This window comes from Neomicrococcus lactis, from assembly GCF_014200305.1.
GTDB lineage: Bacteria > Actinomycetota > Actinomycetes > Actinomycetales > Micrococcaceae > Neomicrococcus > Neomicrococcus lactis.
The window spans coordinates 2491459-2510842 of the sequence record NZ_JACHBL010000001.1 but is presented as its reverse complement, the minus strand read 5'-3'; the positions used below and the strand labels follow the sequence as shown (position 1 = coordinate 2510842).

Below are 19384 nucleotides of genomic sequence, written 5' to 3'. Positions count from 1 at the left end.
GTCACCTTGTGACTTACACTAAGCCGGCGCCCAGTGCCTGTGCCACGATAAAGCAATGACAGCCCGCCGCTTCCAACAAGTCGACGTCTTTAGCGCTGACGCCATGCGCGGCAATCCGCTTGCCGTTGTCCTCGATTCCACCGGGATCAGCATGGAATCCATGCAGCTCTTTGCGCAATGGACCAACCTTTCCGAAACCTCGTTCATCGATGTGCCTACGGATCCAGCCGCGGATCTCAAAGTCAGAATCTTTACCGTCAGCACCGAGCTCTCCTTCGCGGGCCACCCGATTTTGGGTGCCGTCCACGCGTGGCTCAAGAACGGCGGCACTCCGCAGAATGCAACGAACGTCGCCGTGGAATGCCAGCGCGGGATCATCGAAGTCCGCATCAATCAAGATCACGCGGGCATGACCAACCTAGCTTTCCGTGCGCCGCAGCTCTTGCGCACCGGGCCTCTCGAAGAAGACGTCCTGGAATGGGCCATCAGCGCTCTCGGCATCTCGCCGGACAGCGTCGTGGCGCACCAGTGGATCGCCAACGGACCGCAGTGGGCCGGCCTCATGTTGCGCAGCGCGGACGAAGTGCTGGCCATTGAGCCGGACTACAAGGATCTTGAAGGACTTGAAGTCGGCGTGATCGGCCCGCACGTGGCCTCGAGCGAAGCAGACGCCCTCGCACAGCGAAAGCTCCACGAGAAGCCCCGTAAGCCCGGCGCCCGAGCCGAGCTTGAACCACTCGAACCGCACACGGACCACCTCGCCTTCGATTCCCAGATCGCGAAAGCGCCTGCTGACTACGAGGTTCGCGCGTTTGTCTCCGGCGAAGGACAGCCCGAAGACCCCGCGACCGGATCCCTCAATGCCGGCTTCGGCGTGTGGCTCACGGACGCAGGACTGGCACCGAGCAGCTACATGGTTCGCCAAGGTACGCGGTTGGGCCGCGCGGGCATGATTGGCATTTCCGCACAGGACGACGGCGTGTGGGTAGCCGGCGATTGCCAGACTGTGATCGAGGGCTCAGTCAAGCTTTAAGCGTCACCTCTGACCGGTACGCTTACAAAGTGTCGACGCCAAATTCCGTGCCCGGACAGGGCACTCCCCCAACTCCTGCCGAACTAGCTGAAGAAGAACGCCAAGTTAAGGTGGCCTGGGGCGCGCTGTTCGCGATGGTCATTGGCTTCTTCATCATCCTGGTGGACTCCACCATTGTCTCCACTGCGATGCCCGCCATCATGCGCGGCCTCAACGCGGATATCAACGGAGTGGTTTGGGTCAACAGCGCCTACTTGCTGGCCATCGCCGTGCCTCTCTTGATCACCGGCCGCTTGGGCGACCGCTTCGGCCCGAAGAATATCTTCCTCATCGGCGTCGCTGTCTTCACGGTCACGAGTCTTTGGTGCGGCCTAGCCACCGACATCCACATGCTCATTGTTGCCCGCGTCTTCCAAGGCCTCGGCGCAGCACTCATGATGCCGCAATCTATGACAGTTATTACCCGCCTCTTCCCACCACATCGCCGCGGTGCGGCCATGGGTCTGTGGGGCGCCGTTGCTGGCATCGCGTCACTCGTGGGACCACTCGCCGGCGGCGTCCTCGTGGACACCCTCGGCTGGGAATGGGTCTTCTTCGTCAATATCCCGATTGGCATCATTTGCATCTGGCGCGTGATTCAAAAAGTCCCGAGCCTAGAAATCCACAACCACAGCTTCGATTGGCTGGGCGTTGCGCTCTCTGGCGTCGCCATGTTCCTCATGGTCTTTGGCATCCAGGAAGGCAACACCTTCAATTGGGGTCGCATCAATGACTGGGTGACCGTTCCTATGCTGATCGGCGCGGGAATCATCCTGTTCATCGCGTTCATCGTGTGGCAGAACGTGAACAAGAAGGAACCGCTTCTCCCCCTCCAGCTCTTCAAGGATTGGAACTTCTCTTTCGCCAACATCGCCATCGCCTGCATGGGCCTCGCGATGACCGCGTTCTCCTTCCCGATCATGCTCTACCTGCAGTCCGTGCGCGGCCTCACCCCCACGCAGTCGGCGCTCATGATCGCCCCGATGGCACTGATGTCCCTCTTCATGGCACCGGTCATCGGCAAAGCCGTCAACAAGATCGATGCGCGACTCTTCGCCGTCCTGGGCTTCCTCCTCTTCGGCGGCGCTATCGTGACGTACGGCCTCATTCTCAAAGCCGACACCCCACTCTGGCAGTTGCTCATCCTGTCCGCACTCATGGGCCTCGGCTCATCGACCGTCTTCCCGGTGGTTTCGCTGACGGCCACGCGAGACCTGGGTCAGGCGAACGCTGGCGCGGGTTCCGGCATTTACAACACCACGCGTCAGCTGGGTGCCGTGCTGGGCTCGGCCCTGATTGCACTCGCGATGGAGTCCCGGATTGCTGACGAAATCACGAAGTCAACAGCTGGCACGGCCAATGCGGACACGGGCGGATTCAGCGAAGGCAGCATTGGCCAGGCGGTCCCAGAGTTCCTCCACGGCGCTTTCAGCTCCGGCCTTGGCCAATCTTTGTTGGTCCCAGGTATTGCGGGATTGCTGGGTGCCGTAGTGTGCTTGTTCTTTAGGAAACGCACTGACGTGCCAAGCCAAGAACAAGTACAGAGATGAACACGTCCGAGACCCCGCACTTACGTCCCGCCCTTGAACTCCTTGAGAGACAGGGTTTCCATGCCACAAGCGTCGACGAACTAGCCGCCGCCCTCGGCATGAGTCGCTCCACCTTCTTTCGCCGCTATGGCACGAAAGAAGCGGTGGTCTTCTCGGATCAGGAAGCCATCGTCGCGATGGCCCAACAACTCATCTTGCAAGTTGACCCCAGCGCCACCCTCGGTGAGCGCCTGACGGTAGTTCGCGACGTCGTACTCCAAATTTTTGAACGCTTCACCGCGGACCGCGAATCCGCCGCCATCCGCTACCGTCTGGTGCGCGAAGTTGAAGAACTCAAAGACCGCGAGCTCGTCAGTACACACCGCTTTGAGCGCATCTTCCGTACCTTCTTGGATACGTCAAAGAGGGACCACGACGCCGCAGCTCGGGCCACGTCCGTAGGTTTCGCCGCCGCGGTGGTGGCGATTCACAACGATCATTTCCGCCGTTGGTTGCGCGATTTTTCGGACGATCATCGCGGCGAGTTGGCAACGGCTGTCGATGCCGTGCTCGCGCGATTCATGCTCGCGACCGATCCATACGTTCCTGGTGCCAGCGGAACCGGCACCGATGCGAACAAGCTGTATTCGGCGGAGGAAGTCCTCGAGATGGTGCGGAAGGCGCTCTCCTAAAACTCTCTCGGTAACCTCTCACTTTGAAACTTAGTTCCTTGACATGAAACTGAGTACCAGAGATAGTTAAGGCAATCTACGCGCGCCCGCGCGGACCCCTTTGCCATTGACTACTCGGGAGCATTTCATGTCCGAAGCCCTTTCCGCCGACTTCCCACACGGCGTCACTGAGCCTGAATACGACTTCTGGGGAACCTTCGCAGACCCCCGCGATCCATCGGCCGTCGCCGACGTCAACACAGACCCGGCCGGCATCTTCCGCAATGTTTCCGCCGAGGACCGCGACTACTGGGCACGTGCTCGCGAGTTTGGCTGGAAGGAAGTGCGCCCCATCATCGCGGATGCCTGGGAAGCCGCCGAATACCCCACCGAACTTGCCGTGAAACTGGGCGAATACGACCTCATGCGCGACGGCCTGAACCTCGAAGGCGCGCCAAAGCAGTCACGCACCGCGGCCGCTCTGGTCAACATGGAACTCAGCCGCTTCGACGGTTCCGTCGGCACGATTCTGGGCGTTCAGGGCGGGCTCGCGCTGCGCTCCGTGGTCATGTGCGGTTCCGAAGAACACCAGAAGACGATCGTCCCAGCGATGGCCAGCGGCAAGCTGCTCGGCGCTTTTGCTCTGACCGAGCCCACCCACGGCTCCGACTCCGTGGGCCTCGAAACCAAGGCCGTCCGCACCGAAGGCGGCTACTTGCTCAGCGGTGAAAAGAAGTGGATCGGCAACGCCTCCATGGCCCTCACCGGGCACGATGCCATCACCGTGGTGTGGGCACGCGACGAAGAAGGCAACGTCCGCGGCTTCTTGGTGGATCAGAAGGCTGAAGGTTACGAAGCCACCACCATCACGGGCAAGCTGAGCCTGCGTTCCATTTGGCAGGCCCACGTCCGCATGAACCAGGTCTTTGTCCCGGACAACATGGTATTGCCCAAGTCCAAGAGCTTTAAGGACACCGCCGAGGTGCTCTTTGCAACGCGTCTCGGTGTCGCTTGGTCCGCGGTTGGTCACGCGACGGCACTCTACGAGACGGCCGTCCGCTACGCGAAGCAGCGCAAGCAGTTCGGCAAGGAACTCGCGAAGCACCAAGTGGTTCAGGAACGCCTCGCACGCATGCAGTCCGAACTTGTCGCCGCACAGCTCGTGGCATGGCAAATGACCCAGTTGGAAGAAGAGGGCAAGCTCACCGGTGCTCAGGCTTCGCTCGCGAAGTTCACGTGTACTCGCAACGCTCGCTCGATCGCTCAGAACGCACGCGACCTCATGGGCGGCAACGGCATCCTCATTGAAAACCGCGCGGCACGCCACTTCGCGGACGTCGAGGCGATCCACACCTACGAAGGTACGGAGACCGTTCAGGCGCTTATCATCGGCCGCGACATCACGGGCTTCTCAGCCTTCGCTTAAGGCTCCCCACCCCCATGCGTAGCAAATGTTGCGCGATCGTTGCCTCAGCAACGACGATCGCGCAACATTCACGACGGTTCACTAACCGCGAGCCCCGAGTCACCTCATCGTCGCCAGACTTGATCGAGGAACGGCAACACTGCGTTAAGGATCTCGTCATTCGGGAACAACGTTTGACCGTGGGTTCGCCCTTCGAGTGCCACGAACTCAGCGTTCGGCATGATCGAGGCGGCCTCGCGTGCTTCGGAAAAGCGCGGCTCATCTCGCGTGCCCGCCATCAACAAAGCCGGAATATCCATGTGGGCAAGCGCATCATCGGAAACGCCAACGTCATTGAGCTCGGTGTATTCAAACAGAGCTGCCAGCGCTAGCGGATCGTTCGCCACGAAGGCAGCGCGCGTTGCCGGATCCACGCCGGTCTTGTCCGCGAAGCCATCAATGTCACCGGCTTTGAGCGTCTCGAGATAGCCCTTGAAGAACACCCGCTCGTACTGACCATCTTGCTTTCGTGGGCTGCCGCCCAGGCTCACGAGTGAAGAGACGCGATCTGGCGCGGCTTCTGCGAGCGCAAATGCCAAACGTCCACCCAGCGAATACCCCATCACGGTGGCCGTATCGACGGACTCGGCATCCATCACAGCCAGAACGTCCTCGACAAAGCGATCCATGCGGTACGCCTCTTGCTCGTGCGGCTTTCCGGATCGCCCGTGACCGCGCAGGTCAATGCGCAAGGTGCGGTAGTCGGAGAGCCCGGAAACATAGCCGAGGCCTCGCCACATTACGCGCGAAAGCGCGGATCCGTGAAGGAGGATGACTTCGGGGCCGGAGCCAGCGGCGTCGTACCGGATGGTGGTTCCGTCATGGGGATTTACTACGTCAGACACAACGGACATGGTATCCCGAGGGCTCCCACCACACTCCTAACCAGTACCCAGCCAATCTCAAGGTTGGCTTTTTAGACTGGAGATACCTCAAAAGGTGCGAGTGATGAAAGCGCCGGCTGGTGCGGATGATCCCCCTGAATCTCCAACCAGCCGGCGCTACCTTTTTAATTCAATTTTTGATCTGGCGATCCGTCACGTGGGCGCGGAAATACTTGAATATTTATCCCATAAGCCACAATGGATCTACGCGCCGGCTCCAGATCCCTATCGCCTCTATTTCTGGACCGGCGCGTTTTTCTGCTCGAAAACCGCCTACTCGGCGGTCAGAGCGGAGAACCACTCGCGAATCGGCAGTTCGCCGTCGCGGTAATTGAGCGTGTGACCAATGGTCTTCGGCTCGTTCAGGGCCTCAACAATCGAAAGCGCCACGTTCGCGCGCGAAGACTGCGAGCCGCTCGCTTCGGTGTAATCCGGTTCCACGCGGCCCGTTGGCTCGTCGAGCGTCAACGCGCCAGGGCCCAAAACGGTCCAGTCCAGCTCGGAAGCACGCAAGTGATCGTCGGCGGCAATCTTGGCCACCATGTACGGGTAGAACGGGTCATCCTGATTCACGAGGAAATCCGTGCTGGCGCGCGAGAAGCTCACCATGACATAGCGGGAAACCTTCGCGTCCATCGCTGCGTTCATCGAACGAATCGCCGCATCGCGGTCCACCGCGTAGGTCCGCTCGGGATCGCCGCCACCGGCGCCCGCAGACCACACCACAGCGTCCTGACCTTCTAGGATTTCCGCAAGCTCCGGCGTCGTCGCTTGTTCAATATCTAGTACGACGGCGCTGGCACCGGTTGCGTTGACTTCTTCCGCATGATCCGGGTTGCGAATAATTGACTGGACCTCATGGCCAGCCTGCACGAGCAGCGGGGCCGCCAACAGGGCGACCTTTCCATGTCCACCAAATATTGTCACCTTCATGCCCCCAGCCTAGTTCCGGGACCTTAGAGGGTTCTAGGAGTGATCACTCTCCGCGTACTTTTGAATTAGGCTTGAGGGGACTGTAATCGCGCTCACACATACGTCCTCGTTGAGGAGCGGTGGCGCGAGTGCAGGATTGCACCAATTGCTACAAAGGGAGTACTTGTGTCCGCGAACAAGAGCGCAGCTCAGGACCTTTTCTACACCGTCGTCAACCCTGCCACCGGGGAGGTCGTCAAAGAATATCCAACTGCCACGGACCAGGAAGTTCAGGACGCTATTGCAGCGGCCGACACCGCCTACCAGGAATGGCGCGAGGTGCCCATCGAGGAGCGCGCCAAGGTAGTTGCTCGCATCGGTGAACTGTTTGCCGAGCGCGCTGACGAGCTCGCCGCCATCATCACCACGGAAATGGGAAAGCCACTCTCCCAGTCCAAGGGTGAAGCCGAGTTCTGCACGGACATCTTCAACTACTTCGCCACCGAGGGCCCAACCCTCGCAGCCGATCAGGAAATCAAGTCCTTCGGCGGTGGCAAGGCCATCATCCAGAAGCGCCCAGTTGGTGCTTTGTTGGGCATCATGCCGTGGAACTACCCGTACTACCAGGTGGCTCGCTTCGCAGCGCCGAACCTCATGTTGGGCAACACCATCGTTTTGAAGCACGCTGAAGCTTGCGCCACGTCTGCGCTCGCCATCCAGCAGCTCATGGAAGATGCCGGCCTGCCAAAGGGCGCCTACGTCAACATCTTCGCGAACCACGATCAGGTCGCTGACATCATCGCCGACCCACGCATCCAGGGCGTTTCCCTCACCGGTTCCGAGCGCGCAGGCGCCAAGGTCGCTGAGATTGCTGGCCGCAACCTCAAGAAGGTTGTACTGGAATTGGGCGGCTCGGATCCGTATGTGATTTTGGATTCCGACGACGTCGCTCAAGCAGCTGCCGACGCTTGGGAAGTGCGCATCGAGAACACGGGCCAGGCCTGCAATTCGAACAAGCGCATGATCGTCATGGAGGACATCTACGACGAGTTCGTGGGCGAGCTGACGAAGCTTGCTTCCGGTCTGACCCCGGGCGATCCGATGGAGGAGAAGGAAGGAACCTTTGCTCCGATGTCTTCGCGTAAGGCAGCCGAAGGTCTCGCCGCTCAGCTCCAGGACGCCGTGGATAAGGGTGCAACCGTGCACGCCGGCGGCAAGCTCCACGACGGCGCTGGCGCGTACTTCGAGCCAACCGTTTTGACCGGCATCACCAAGGAAATGCGCGCATACTCCGAAGAGCTCTTCGGTCCTATCGCGGTTGTCTACAAGGTGTCCTCTGACGAGGAAGCACTCGCCCTCGCGAACGACTCCGTCTACGGCTTGGGTGGCGCAGTGTTCTCCACCGACGCCGAGCGTGCTCGCAAGCTCGCAGAGAAGTTGGAGACCGGCATGACCAACGTCAACGCAGCTTCCGCCGAGTCTGCCGACATGCCATTCGGTGGCGTCAAGCGTTCCGGCTACGGCCGCGAGCTGGGCCCACTCGGCATGGACGAGTTCGTGAACAAGCGTCTGTTGTACGTAGCGGACTAGTTGGCACACGATCATCCTGATGGATGATCAACAATGCCCCCATGAGATGAATATGTAAAAGCCCGTGCGGCGTAGGATCGATTCCTAGACCGCACGGGCTTTGCACTTTTTCGTTTACACCATAAGTTATACGGGGTGTTAAAGACCGACCAAGACCGTGGTGAGGGAGAAATCAACTCGTGGGATTTTCGTTGTGGGGACATTCACGTTCGGCTCGAGAGAAGCAGCAGCGCGCACAGGTGGCTCCGACTGCACTGAGCGCTACAGCGATTGAGGACGCTTTTCCAGCGACAAAACCAACGCGTGGCGAGCGCATCCAGTCCATGTGGGCAGACCCCATGGGCCGTATTTCCACGCGCGCTCTTCAGCTGCTGATCATCGTGCTCATGACCACCGGAGTGGTCATTGCTCTGCTGAATCTGACGCTCGTGGTCTTGCCGACCTTGATCGGTTTGATTGTTGCTTGTGCACTGTGGCCGCTCGTGCGGTTGTGCCGCAAGGCTATGAACGCCACGTTGGCAGCAACCACGGTTTTTGTGGGTTCACTATTGGTGCTCGGAGGAATTGGCACCGCTCTCTTCTACTCCGTGCGCGCCGAATGGCCGCAATTAGTTGAAAAGGGCACGGCAGGCGTCCAAGAGCTGCAGTATCTTTTGTCTCACTTGCCATTTGAAATTCCGCAAGAGCAGATTGATAATGCTTTCACCAGCATCAAGGACTTCTTCCTCAGCGCGCAGTTCGGTGCTGGAGCGCTCAATGGACTGTCTGCAGCCGGCAACTTCGTCACCGGCCTCGCACTGTTCTTGGTGATCTTGTTCTTCTTCCTCAAAGACGGCGACAAGATGTGGGAATTCTTCTTGTCCTGGCTGCCTCGGAACGTGCGTGGTCGCTGGCACCGTTCGGGGCTTAAAACGGTCTCCGTCTTCGGCGGATACATGCGTGGCACTGCTACGGTGGCCGCGGTTGATGCCATTGGTATTGCGCTTGCCCTCATGATCCTCCAGGTTCCGCTGGCATTGCCTCTTGGCGTGCTGGTCTTTGTGGGCGCGTTCATCCCGATGGTCGGTGCCACGATTGCGGGTATTCTCGCCGTTTTGGTTGCCCTCGTAGCCAACGGCCCCATGGTGGCCTTGATTGTCTTGGCCGCAGTCATCTTGGTTCAGCAGCTCGAAGGTAACTTCTTGCAGCCTGTGGTGATGGGCAACGCGTTGAGCCTTCACCCGTTGATCATCCTGGTGGCTTTGACCGGCGGCACCGTACTTGGCGGCCTCGTTGGCGCGGTGATTTCTGTGCCGCTCACGGCAGTTGCTTGGGCCGTCATCAAGATTTGGTCCGGCCGAGATGAAGAGAACGTGGCACAGCGCAAGGTCGAAGAAGCGCAGGCTGAAATTGAAGCCGAGAAGGGCCGCGAGCTCGGCACGGATCATGAATCTCATGACCGCCACGACTCCGAGACTAGCGACGCACCCGAAGCCACCCCGATCTCCGAGGCGAAGTAAGCTCACCCGCTCGAACCACGTCTTGATGAGTTGCCGCAAACAGTGAAGGGATGACGCGGTGAACCAGACCCCCGAACTCTTTACGCTGCCCGAGTCTTTGACCCACGAACAGGGCGAAAAACGTCTCGAGGTGGCCACTGGCGCGGTCCTGCTCCGGAACTGGCTCTCCCCTGAACAGCAGCTGTTCCTCGTGAATCAATTTCGGCGGTGGGCAGCAGGTCCCGTGCCACCACGGCGGCCGCTGATCTATGGGAAGCCCATGAGCGTGCAGTCGGTGAGCTTGGGCTGGCATTGGCAGAACTACGCGTACTCGCGCATAGCGAGCGACGTGAACGGCGAGCCCGTTTTGCCGATGCCCCAGTGGCTCATTGATGTGGGCACGAAAGCCGCAGCTGAGGCTTACGCCGAGTATCCAGAAACTGCGAGCGCACGGTGGTTCACGCGTGAGGACAATCGGTTCGTGGCTGACTCCGCGTTGCTGAACTACTATTCACCCACAGCCAAGATGGGGATGCATCAGGACAAGGAAGAATCCACAAATGACCCGGTGGTCTCCTTTTCGCTCGGGGATTCTTGTACGTTTCGATTTGGAAACACTGAAAATCGAAACCGCCCCTACCAGGATGTTCAACTCAATTCCGGGGATCTCTTCGTCTTTGGAGGACCTTCCCGGTACGCCTATCACGGCGTCATGAAGATCATCCCTGACACGTCCCCCAAGCATTGTGATCTGGCGGTTGGTCGCATCAACATCACGCTACGGAACATCGGAGCCTCACATGACCCTCACCAGGACAGATAGCGGACTGATTATCGGCGAAGACGGCAAGGCGCGCCCACCATGGGCTGCCGTCGATCCGCTTTTGCAGAAGTACTACGACGAAGAATGGGGCATGCCCGTCACTGACGAGCAAGGTCTCTACGAACGCTTGGTCCTCGAGGGTTTCCAAGTGGGCCTGTCTTGGGCCACCATCCTTCGCAAGCGCGAAAGCTTCCGCGAAGCCTTCGATAACTTCGAGGTGGACACCGTCGCCACCTACGGCGAAGACAAGATTGAAGAGCTGCTCCAGAACGCGGACATCATTCGCAATCGCGCCAAGATCAAGGCCGCCATCACCAACGCTCAAGCCACTCAAGAACTGCGAAACGAAGAAGGGCTCTCGGCGCTCATCTGGAGCTTCAAACCCGCCGAGACTCCGAAGCCAGCATCTGTCGATGCCATCGAGTCCGTGAGCGAAGAATCTAAAGCCCTCACGAAGGCGCTCAAGAAGAAGGGCTTCACGTTCGTGGGACCCATCTCGATGTATGCATTGATGGAAGCCGTCGGCCTGATCGACAACCATGTCATGGGGAGTTTTCGCCGCGGAAGCTCGGGAATCTGGTCCGAGTGAGCGCCGTCGTACTCAAGATATTGACGTTGACGCAACGTCAACCGCTTCACTAGAGGTATGAACACGGAATCGCGCGAATGGAGCATCCAGGATCTCGCAAGGATCTCCGGCACCACGAGTCGCACCCTGCGGCACTATCAATCGGTCGGGCTGCTGGAGCCGGCGCGGCTAGGTGCCAATGGGATGCGCTACTACGACGACGCCGCTCTCGGCGCGCTGCTAAACATCCTGGTCTTGCGGCGGTTGGGTTTTTCACTCGAGCGCATCAAAACCATCCGCGCGGGTGAAACCGAGCTGCTCTCGGCGCTTCAATCGCGAGTTCGCGAACTGACTGCCTTGGAAGAAAAGGTGCAGCGTCAGATTCGCAGTGTTCAACTCACCATTGACCAATTGACGAATGGAGTGAGCGCTATGAGTGCTGACAACTTTGACGGGTTCGACAACTCCGTCTACCAAGAAGAAGTAGATGAACGCTGGGGCAAGGACGCCTACGCCGCCGCAAACCAACAGTGGAAGTCCATGTCTCCCGAACAGCAGAAGGCCCACCAGCAAGAACACCTCGACATGGCGCTCGAGTACCAGCGGTTGGCCGAAGCAGGCGTTGCGGCAGATGCCTCGGAAGCGCAAGCCGCTGCCGCTCGGCACGTGGCGTGGCTGGCGGTCTTCACGAAGCCCACTCATGCCTACGTGATGGGTCTGGCCGAGATGTATGTGGCCGATCCGCGCTTCGCGGCGAACTACCACGGGCACGCCGAGTACGTGCGGGACGCGTTGACCGTCTACGCGGACAAGGAGCTTGCTCAGTAGGCTAGGACAAGACCAACGTGATCCGTGGAGAGGCCAGATGTCGTGAAGTCACCCATCCAGCAGTACCTTGACGCTCTTCACGAGCAGTTGCAGGCGAACACCGAGGGCACGCCCTACCAAGGGATCCCTGCAACTGCCGTCGCCGATCCACAGAAGTTTGGCATTTGCCTCGCGACCGTGGACGGCGTGGTTTACGAAGCTGGAGATACGGATGAGTTGTTCTCCATCCAATCCATCTCCAAGCCGTTTACCTACGCGTTGGCTCTGGAGGATCTCGGCTCTGAAGCCGTCGGCCAGAAGATCGATGTGGAGCCGTCCGGCGACGCGTTCAACGAGATTTCTTTGCAACGCGGGACCGGCCGGCCGGACAACCCCATGATCAACGCCGGTGCAATTGCAGCCGTCTCGCTCATCAAGTCTCGCGGGCCAAGATCTCGTTTCAGCCGTATTCAGGACTTCTACTCGTCATTCGCAGGGCGAGACCTTGAACTGTCCTCGTCCGTTTTCAACGGTGAACGCATGACGGGTTTCCGCAACCGCGCGCTCGCCCAGCTACTGCGCTCTTTCGAGATCATCGAGGATGATCCAGATGGCGTAGTTGAGGACTACTTCCGCCAATGCTCCATCATGGTCAACGCTCGAGATCTCGCCCTGATGGCGGCGACTTTGGCGAACGGCGGCGTACACCCGCGCGAGCACAATCAAGTGGTGGAACCGGAAACCGTGCAGAACGTCCTTTCCGTGATGACCACGTGTGGCATGTATGACGACGCCGGATCTTGGACAACCTCTGTGGGTTTGCCCGCGAAGTCCGGAGTGGGCGGCGGCATCATCGCGGTGCTGCCTGGCCAGTTGGGCATCGCTATCTACTCTCCCCCACTTGATGCTCACGGTTCGAGCGTTCGTGGCGTAGAAACCTGCACGCGACTGGCACGAGACATGGGCCTGCACTTCATGCGGTCGGGACGCCCGGGCCGCTCGAGCATCCGCTCGCACTACACGCTCCGGGATTCGTTCTCTGGCGTGCGTCGCACTACAGAGTCCGTCGAGGTACTCGAAGCCCACGCAGACAAGTGCGTCATCCTGGAGCTCGGTGGAGACTTGCTTTTCGCCGAAACGGAAACCGTGGTCCGCACCATCACGGACGAGCAAGAGGACATGGAGCTTCTGATCCTCGATCTGCGCAAGGTCGACGACTTTGGTCCTGTTGCTCTGCGCATGATGACCCAACTGGTCTCTAATTTCGAGGCCGAAGGGAAGTCGATCTGCCTCATCGATCCGGATGGCGCCGTCACTTCTCAGCTCGCGAGCGAATGCAGCATGACCATCGCGTCCTTCCCGGGTCATCCGGCGGCCATGGAATGGGCAGAGACGCACATCCTGGAACGCTTCGCCCCCGAGCTCGTCTCACCTCAGAGCGTTGACGTTGCTGCCACCGCAACCCTCGAACCAGTCAGCCCCGAAGACGTGCAGAAGATTGAGGAGCTCCTTGAAGACCGCAGGTACGAAGCCGGGCACGTCATCCGGCGTATCGGCCAGCCATTCACCGGAATTCAGTTCATCGTCTCGGGACGGGTCTCCTTGACCGGCCGCGCGACCGATGGCAGCCGATTCCGCCAAGCCACTTTGGGCCCCGGAATGACGTTTGGCGAGATTGCACTGGGCGCCTCCGGCCAACAGCAGACCACGGTCACGGCCCTAGAGACCACCAAGGTTCGAGTACTCACCCACCACGCCCTCGAAGACCTCGAGAAAGACCATCCAGACACTGCATTGCGACTGTGGAAGGCCATTGCCCGCGACGCCTACACCCGCGTTGAGCAGACCATGAAGGACAACGCCATCAGGCTACGCGGATGATTCGTCGCAGTGCCAGCGACGCTGAGTCGACGCGGCACCTGCAAAGCTGACACCCAATGGGGCATGAAAAAGCCGGCGTAGCAACTGCTACACCGGCTTTTTCAACGAATGAGGCTACTTCTAGCCCTGCAACACCACGGTGCGGTGACCGTTGAGCATCACACGGTTCTCGGAGTGCCAACGCACTGCGCGGGAAAGTGCCTGAGCTTCGGCGTCGCGGCCGGCAGCAACCAGGTCTTCAGGCTGATGCGTGTGGTCCACGCGGAAGACCTGCTGTTCGATGATCGGGCCCTCGTCGAGGTCTGCCGTCACGTAGTGTGCGGTGGCGCCCACGAGCTTCACGCCGCGATCATATGCCTGGTGGTACGGCTTGGCACCCTTGAAGCCCGGCAAGAACGAGTGGTGAATGTTGATGGCCTTACCAGCAAGCTTGGTGGTCATCTCGTTGCTGAGCACCTGCATGTAGCGAGCAAGCACTACGAGCTCCACGTCATTGTCTTCAATGACCTTCTGAAGCTGCGCTTCGGCCTCAGGCTTGGTGTCCTTCGTGACAGGAATGTGGATGTAAGGAATACCCGCAGCGTCAGCGATCGGCTTGAGGTCCGGCCAGTTAGAAACGATGGCTGGGACATTGATGTTGAGCTGGCCCATGCGCAAGCGGTAGAGCAAGTCGTTGAGGCAGTGATCAAAACGGGAGACCATGAGCAAAACGTTCATGGGACGGTCGGCGTCAACGAGCGTGTATTCCATGTCGTACGCTTCGGCGGTTGCCTTAAAAGCCGCCTGAAGAGCGGAGAGCGTAATGGGCTTTTCGCAACGTGCCTGAATGCGCAAGAAGAAGCGATCAGTCATTTCATCGTCAAACTGCTGAGACGAGCTGATGTTGCACTTGTGGGAAACCAAGAACCCAGTCACCGCGTGCACAATGCCGATGGTGTTGGGGCAGCTCAGCGTCAGCACAATGGTCTCAACAGGTGCTTCGCCGTTGGTTTCGGCGCCACCCTGCACTGCAATTTCAGCATCGTTAACTGGTGCTTCGGCAGCGATAGCTGGCTGAGCTGACTTTTCTTCAGTCACGGTTTACTCACCTTCTATGGTTTTCTCTGGGAGTCACGGCAGAAGCTCGGACCCACGGCGAGATGCAGCGGATAGCCTGCATCGTGTTGCCACACTATCTGATACATCAGTTGTCGATCAATAGTTTTCGTGAACTAGATCTCATTCGTTGTTTACAAATTACCCTAAGGTGATAGGTAACGCTCGAAAGGAACTTTCAATGAGTCTTCGTTACGCATTGCTCGCCGTGCTAACGGCTCGACCCAAGACGGGATATGACGTCTCCAAGGGTTTCCATTCCTCCGTCGGCCACGTCTGGCACGCCCCGGATTCACAGGTGTATCCGGAACTTCGCCGCATGGAAGAAGACGGACTTTTGAGCTCGAAGGACATCCCTTGGGGCACGCGCGGCAAGAAGAAGCTGTATATCGTCACCGAAGCCGGTATCAAGGACTTCCGCACGTGGCTCGAGACCCCATTCGACTACTCGCTCACTCGCGATCCGCTTGCACTCAAGACGGCTTACATGGAGTGGGGAGACCCTCAGGGCCTCCAAACCCAGCTCGATGACCACATTGCCTTCCACAATAACCTCGTAGATCAGTGGCAGGCCACCATCGCCGCCCTTGAATCTCAGACTGACGAGGTGCTCATGGACCGCCTCGGCGCGAGCAACAAGGATGAATGGGCACTCATCACCGGATACAAGACGCTTGCCTACCGCGGCCTCGTATCGCGCGCCTTAGCTGAAGTCGCCTGGGCGGAGGAGGCAAAGGAAGAAGCCGCAAAGCTCGAGAAGAAGTTCGGCAAGAAAGTCTCCACGCGAAAAGCTACACAACCACTGCGCACGGCGGATGAGATTCCCGAAAAGGTCTAGACACTCACTATCTGCATAGATAGTGTTGTGGATGTGCGCCCCGTCACAGCAGGCGCCGGATGAAAGGACTCCCTATGAGCACTTCCGCAACTCCCCCAGCAAAGAAGCTAGTTGACGATTTCTCACTTGAGATGACCGGCAAAGATGTCGAGGCACTCGAGGCCGCCGCGCACCTGATCCCCCAGGGAACGCGCATCAACGTCACGTTCCTTGGGAACGAAGATCTTGACATGCGCACGAACGCCGCGGCCTCCGTGCGCCGACTCGGCTTCGATCCAGTCCCCCACATTTCGGCTCGCCGCATCAGCTCCGAGTCAGAACTCACGGACTTCCTGCAGGCACTCAAAGAGGCTGCGGCTCCTACCAAGGTCTTCGCCGTTGGCGGCGACCCGGAAACTCCTATGGGACCCTACGAGGATTCGCTCTCGCTCATCGAGACCGGCCTCTTCCCGCAATACGGCATCACCGAGGTGAACATCGCAGGCTACCCCGAGGGCACCCCGGTTATCGCCGACGACGTCCTTTGGGATCACCTCCAGCGCAAGGACCGGGCACTCAAGGAGCAGGGCCTCGACGGCATCATCCTGACGCAGTTCAGCTTCGATACCGACCCGGTCACTCAGTGGATTTCCGACGTCCGCAACCACGGCGTGGACCTGACTATCCGCGTTGGCGTCCCGGGCCCCGCCGGCATCAAACGCCTCCTCAATTACGCGCAGCGCTTTGGCGTCGCATCGAGTGCAGGCATCGCCAAGAAGTACGGCCTCTCCCTCACCAACCTGCTGGGCACGGCCGGCCCAGACCGCTTCATCAACGACCTCGCGAGCGAGCTCACCGAGGCATCCGGCGACGTCAAGCTGCACTTTTACACTTTTGGCGGCCTCTCCGCGACCGCGGAATGGATCCAGGATTTCCGCCGCTAATTGAGCACTTAAATACTGAAGGACGACGACGCAGCTTGGGGGCGGATTCTAACGGTCGTTGCAACACCTTGAATTTTCAGGAGTTGCAACGACCGTGTCTGTTTTTTCCGAGAACCGTTTAACGAGGTCGTTAAGATCGCGTGGGGCCAGGATCACTGTTGAAGAGAAGCAGCGCTTCGCTGTTGTCCTTGGTCAAACTGGGCGTGTTAAGGACGCTGCCCAAGTTATCGGGATATCGTTGCCCACGGCGTACCAGTTGGCTAGGAAATATGGGTGGGGATCTTCGGGTCCGGGTTCCATTGGTCGGTCGCGTTCGAAGTACACGCCGGAACAAAAAGCTGCGTTTTTCGCTGCTTTTGAAAAACACCAGAACGTCAGTAAAGCGGCTGGCGAAGTGAATATTCCTTACCCTACTTGTTACCTGTGGGCCGCGGAAGCCGGGTTGAAAACTATCAGACGCGGTGCGCGTCAACGCGAAGAGTTCGTGCGTTTACGAGCCCAAGGCATGAGCCGTCGTGAGGCTACCGAACTGGTAGGCATTCATCCCAGCACGGCCAAGGACTGGGATAACGGTGTTCGCAAGAATGGAAACGGGAGGGTCTATCCCGATGGTCGTGTAGTGAACTACAAAAGTGGGGTGACCACCTATACCCATATCGCCGGCCAGCATCAAACGAGTGCCAGTCCGAGCTTGCGTGCGTTGGAGCAACAGATTGATGCGCGGTTCCTGTCCATGACTGAACGGGAGGAAATCTACGCGATGACCGTTGCAGGACATTCATATCGTCAAATCGCCGTGAAGCTACAGCGTTCACCGTCCACCATCAGCAGAGAGGTCCGCAGGAACTGCTCTATAGGCGGTGCTTACTATCCTCATACTGCGCACCGGCAAGCGGTCGCTCGCAGGTCACGACCGAAGGAAGCAAAACTTGCGCGCCCAGGACGGCTGCGTGATTACGTTGCTTATGGTTTGCGCCTAGGGTGGTCTCCGGAACAAGTCTGCCGTCGGATGGTGGCTGATCACCCTGATGATTTGGAGATGCAGGTGTGTCAGGAAACGGTGTATCAATCGATCTATCTGCAGGCTCGTGGCGGTCTAAAACGGGAAGTCACGCAAGCGCTACGTTCTGGCAGAGCACGACGTAAACCACAGAAAAAGATTGATGAACGTCAGCCGCGTTTCCGCGATGGAATGATTAACATCAGCGAACGACCCGCCACTGTCGAGGACCGTGCGGTGCCTGGCCATTGGGAAGGCGACTTGATCATGGGCGCCGGGAATCTGTCCGCGATCGGAACCCTAGTCGAGCGCACCACCCGGTTCGTGATGCTCGTGCATTTACCCAGAGATCACACCGCCCAGACGGTGCGCGACGGTCTGATCAACACGATGCTGAAGCTACCTGAAGCCCTACGCGGTTCACTGACATGGGATCAAGGAATCGAAATGGCGTTACACAAGTCATTCAGCGCCGCTACAGACATGGACGTGTATTTCTGTGATCCCCACAGCCCTTGGCAACGTGGTTCGAACGAAAACACCAACGGGCTACTACGCCAGTATTTTCCAAAGAGTACAGACCTAAGTCAGTACGGTCCGGAAGATCTCGAACAAGTGGCGATACTACTCAACGGGCGCCCAAGAAAATCGCTCGACTGGAAAACTCCAGCCGAGCGATTACATGAATTACTATCAGAACCCTAGACCGCTAGTGTTGCAACGACCGATAGAAACCGCCGAGCTACGTCGTCGTCCTTCGTTAAGGGGGTACTGACGAAAGCGTTACTCCGTTGGAAGCAGCGCGTTCATATCTGGGAGCTCAGGAATCAAGCCGCGCTCCTTGGAGATCTCGGCGATCTTCTGCGTCGATTCCTTGTTCACTTCTTGCGGGAACTTCGGGAAGGTGAGCTTGGCAGCCACAGCTGCATCGATCTTTGTGTAGGTGGAAAGCACTGCGCGAACCTTGTCAGGGTTGTCCTGAGCGAACTGCTGCGAAGCCTTCATAGCCTTCGTGAAGGCAGCAACGGTCTTAGGGTTCTGCTGCACGTACTGGTCAGACGTGAAATACGTGGCAACCATGAGGTCCTTGACCGGGTACGCGTAGTTGGAGAAGACAGGGACGGCGCCGTCATTCTTAGCGAGCGTCACGAAAGGCTCCACCGCAGCGATGGCGTCCACGTTGCCCTTAGCCAAGTTGGCAGGCATGTCTGGGAAAGCCATTTCCACGAACTGAACCTTGGACGGATCGCCGCCAGCTTGCTTGACGGCCTCGGAGACGGTCGAGTCAGAGATGTTGGCAAGCGTGTTCACGCCGACCTTCTTACCTTCAAGACACTTGATGTCCTTGATACCGGAATCGGCCTTCGTCACCACAGCAGCGAAGTCATTCTTTTCATCGCCAGTGGTCTGCGGACCAGCTGCGACGATCTTGAGCGGGAGCCCCTTCTGGCGGCCAACGATCAACGATGTGACGTTGGAGAAGCCGAAGTCCATCTGGCCGGAGGTAACGGCTGGAACAATCGCAGCGCCACCCTGAGCGAGTGTGAGCTTAACGTCCAGGCCTTCCTTCTTGAAGAGGCCTTCCTGCACGCCGAGGTAGATAGGAGCAACGTCAACGATGGGGATAACGCCCACTTCGATGCTCGACTTTTCAAGGCCCGCAGCAGCCCCGGAGGCTGCCGAGGATGGAGCACCGGAGGTTGATGAACCGGACGGAGATCCACTTCCGCATGCAGTAAGCGTTAAGAGCGCCACTGCCGCTAACGCAGATGCCAGCTTTTTCATGGAGATTCCTTTGTGATTGGTGACTACTTGGAGAGAGTCGTTGGAATTGATTGAAAATGGGAA

Annotated in this window: 17 protein-coding genes; 13 read left to right on the top strand and 4 right to left on the bottom strand. The window is 58.8% G+C overall.

The window, feature by feature from the left end; genetic code table 11:
- Positions 1-55 precede the first annotated feature (55 nt).
- The 4 genes from BKA12_RS11395 to BKA12_RS11380 all read left to right on the top strand — a co-directional run bounded on the left by BKA12_RS11395 (position 56) and on the right by BKA12_RS11380 (position 4698).
- The gene (locus BKA12_RS11395) at positions 56-1033 is read left to right on the top strand and encodes a PhzF family phenazine biosynthesis protein (protein WP_183643952.1); all 978 of its coding nucleotides are present in this window, start codon (positions 56-58) and stop codon (positions 1031-1033) included.
- Between the two features lie 29 nt (positions 1034-1062).
- The gene (locus BKA12_RS11390) at positions 1063-2622 is read left to right on the top strand and encodes an MDR family MFS transporter (RefSeq protein WP_338087516.1); all 1560 of its coding nucleotides are present in this window, start codon (positions 1063-1065) and stop codon (positions 2620-2622) included.
- Complete coding sequence (locus BKA12_RS11385; RefSeq protein ID WP_183643950.1) at positions 2619-3293, top strand: TetR/AcrR family transcriptional regulator; 675 nt, start codon at positions 2619-2621, stop codon at positions 3291-3293. Before BKA12_RS11390 ends, BKA12_RS11385 begins: the two co-directional genes overlap by 4 nt.
- Before the next feature lie 127 nt (positions 3294-3420).
- A complete protein-coding gene (locus BKA12_RS11380; RefSeq protein ID WP_183643947.1) occupies positions 3421-4698 on the top strand; it encodes an acyl-CoA dehydrogenase family protein in 1278 nt (425 codons plus the stop codon).
- Between the two features lie 104 nt (positions 4699-4802).
- On the opposite strand, the gene BKA12_RS11375 is transcribed toward BKA12_RS11380, so the two are convergent.
- Both BKA12_RS11375 and BKA12_RS11370 read right to left on the bottom strand, forming a co-directional pair.
- Positions 4803-5582: an alpha/beta fold hydrolase gene (locus BKA12_RS11375; protein ID WP_183643944.1), complete on the bottom strand. Its 780-nt coding sequence runs from the start codon at positions 5580-5582 to the stop codon at positions 4803-4805.
- A 312-nt stretch (positions 5583-5894) separates the two neighbouring features.
- Complete coding sequence (locus BKA12_RS11370) at positions 5895-6554, bottom strand: SDR family oxidoreductase (RefSeq protein ID WP_183643941.1); 660 nt, start codon at positions 6552-6554, stop codon at positions 5895-5897.
- Positions 6555-6719: 165 nt separating this feature from the next.
- Here BKA12_RS11370 and BKA12_RS11365 point away from each other — a divergent pair, with 165 nt between their 5' ends.
- From BKA12_RS11365 to glsA, 6 genes are all read left to right on the top strand, one after another.
- On the top strand, positions 6720-8123 hold the full coding sequence (locus BKA12_RS11365; RefSeq protein WP_183643936.1) for an aldehyde dehydrogenase family protein: 1404 nt from the start codon (positions 6720-6722) through the stop codon (positions 8121-8123).
- Between the two features lie 179 nt (positions 8124-8302).
- Complete coding sequence (locus BKA12_RS11360) at positions 8303-9622, top strand: AI-2E family transporter (protein ID WP_338087515.1); 1320 nt, start codon at positions 8303-8305, stop codon at positions 9620-9622.
- 58 nt (positions 9623-9680) lie between these two features.
- Positions 9681-10424, top strand: a complete 744-nt coding sequence (locus BKA12_RS11355; RefSeq protein ID WP_338087514.1) for an alpha-ketoglutarate-dependent dioxygenase AlkB family protein — start codon at positions 9681-9683, stop codon at positions 10422-10424.
- Positions 10402-11013, top strand: a complete 612-nt coding sequence (locus BKA12_RS11350) for a DNA-3-methyladenine glycosylase I (RefSeq protein ID WP_183643933.1) — start codon at positions 10402-10404, stop codon at positions 11011-11013. The genes BKA12_RS11355 and BKA12_RS11350 overlap by 23 nt, the downstream gene beginning before the upstream one ends.
- A gap of 57 nt (positions 11014-11070) precedes the next feature.
- Positions 11071-11820 carry a MerR family transcriptional regulator gene (locus BKA12_RS11345; protein WP_183643930.1) on the top strand — a complete coding sequence of 250 codons (750 nt, stop codon included), beginning with the start codon at positions 11071-11073 and terminating at the stop codon, positions 11818-11820.
- A 42-nt stretch (positions 11821-11862) separates the two neighbouring features.
- A complete protein-coding gene (gene glsA / locus BKA12_RS11340) occupies positions 11863-13680 on the top strand; it encodes a glutaminase A (protein ID WP_183643926.1) in 1818 nt (605 codons plus the stop codon).
- A gap of 120 nt (positions 13681-13800) precedes the next feature.
- On the opposite strand, the gene purU is transcribed toward glsA, so the two are convergent.
- Positions 13801-14694 carry a formyltetrahydrofolate deformylase gene (gene purU, locus BKA12_RS11335; RefSeq protein ID WP_420826527.1) on the bottom strand — a complete coding sequence of 298 codons (894 nt, stop codon included), beginning with the start codon at positions 14692-14694 and terminating at the stop codon, positions 13801-13803.
- Positions 14695-14956: 262 nt separating this feature from the next.
- Here purU and BKA12_RS11330 point away from each other — a divergent pair, with 262 nt between their 5' ends.
- The 3 genes from BKA12_RS11330 to BKA12_RS11320 all read left to right on the top strand — a co-directional run bounded on the left by BKA12_RS11330 (position 14957) and on the right by BKA12_RS11320 (position 18241).
- A complete protein-coding gene (locus tag BKA12_RS11330) occupies positions 14957-15613 on the top strand; it encodes a PadR family transcriptional regulator (RefSeq protein WP_183643923.1) in 657 nt (218 codons plus the stop codon).
- 74 nt (positions 15614-15687) lie between these two features.
- A complete protein-coding gene (locus BKA12_RS11325) occupies positions 15688-16536 on the top strand; it encodes a methylenetetrahydrofolate reductase (RefSeq protein ID WP_183643920.1) in 849 nt (282 codons plus the stop codon).
- A gap of 451 nt (positions 16537-16987) precedes the next feature.
- On the top strand, positions 16988-18241 hold the full coding sequence (locus BKA12_RS11320) for an IS30 family transposase (protein ID WP_338087527.1): 1254 nt from the start codon (positions 16988-16990) through the stop codon (positions 18239-18241).
- Between the two features lie 78 nt (positions 18242-18319).
- On the opposite strand, the gene BKA12_RS11315 is transcribed toward BKA12_RS11320, so the two are convergent.
- Positions 18320-19321, bottom strand: a complete 1002-nt coding sequence (locus BKA12_RS11315) for an ABC transporter substrate-binding protein (RefSeq protein ID WP_183643917.1) — start codon at positions 19319-19321, stop codon at positions 18320-18322.
- Positions 19322-19384 lie beyond the last annotated feature (63 nt).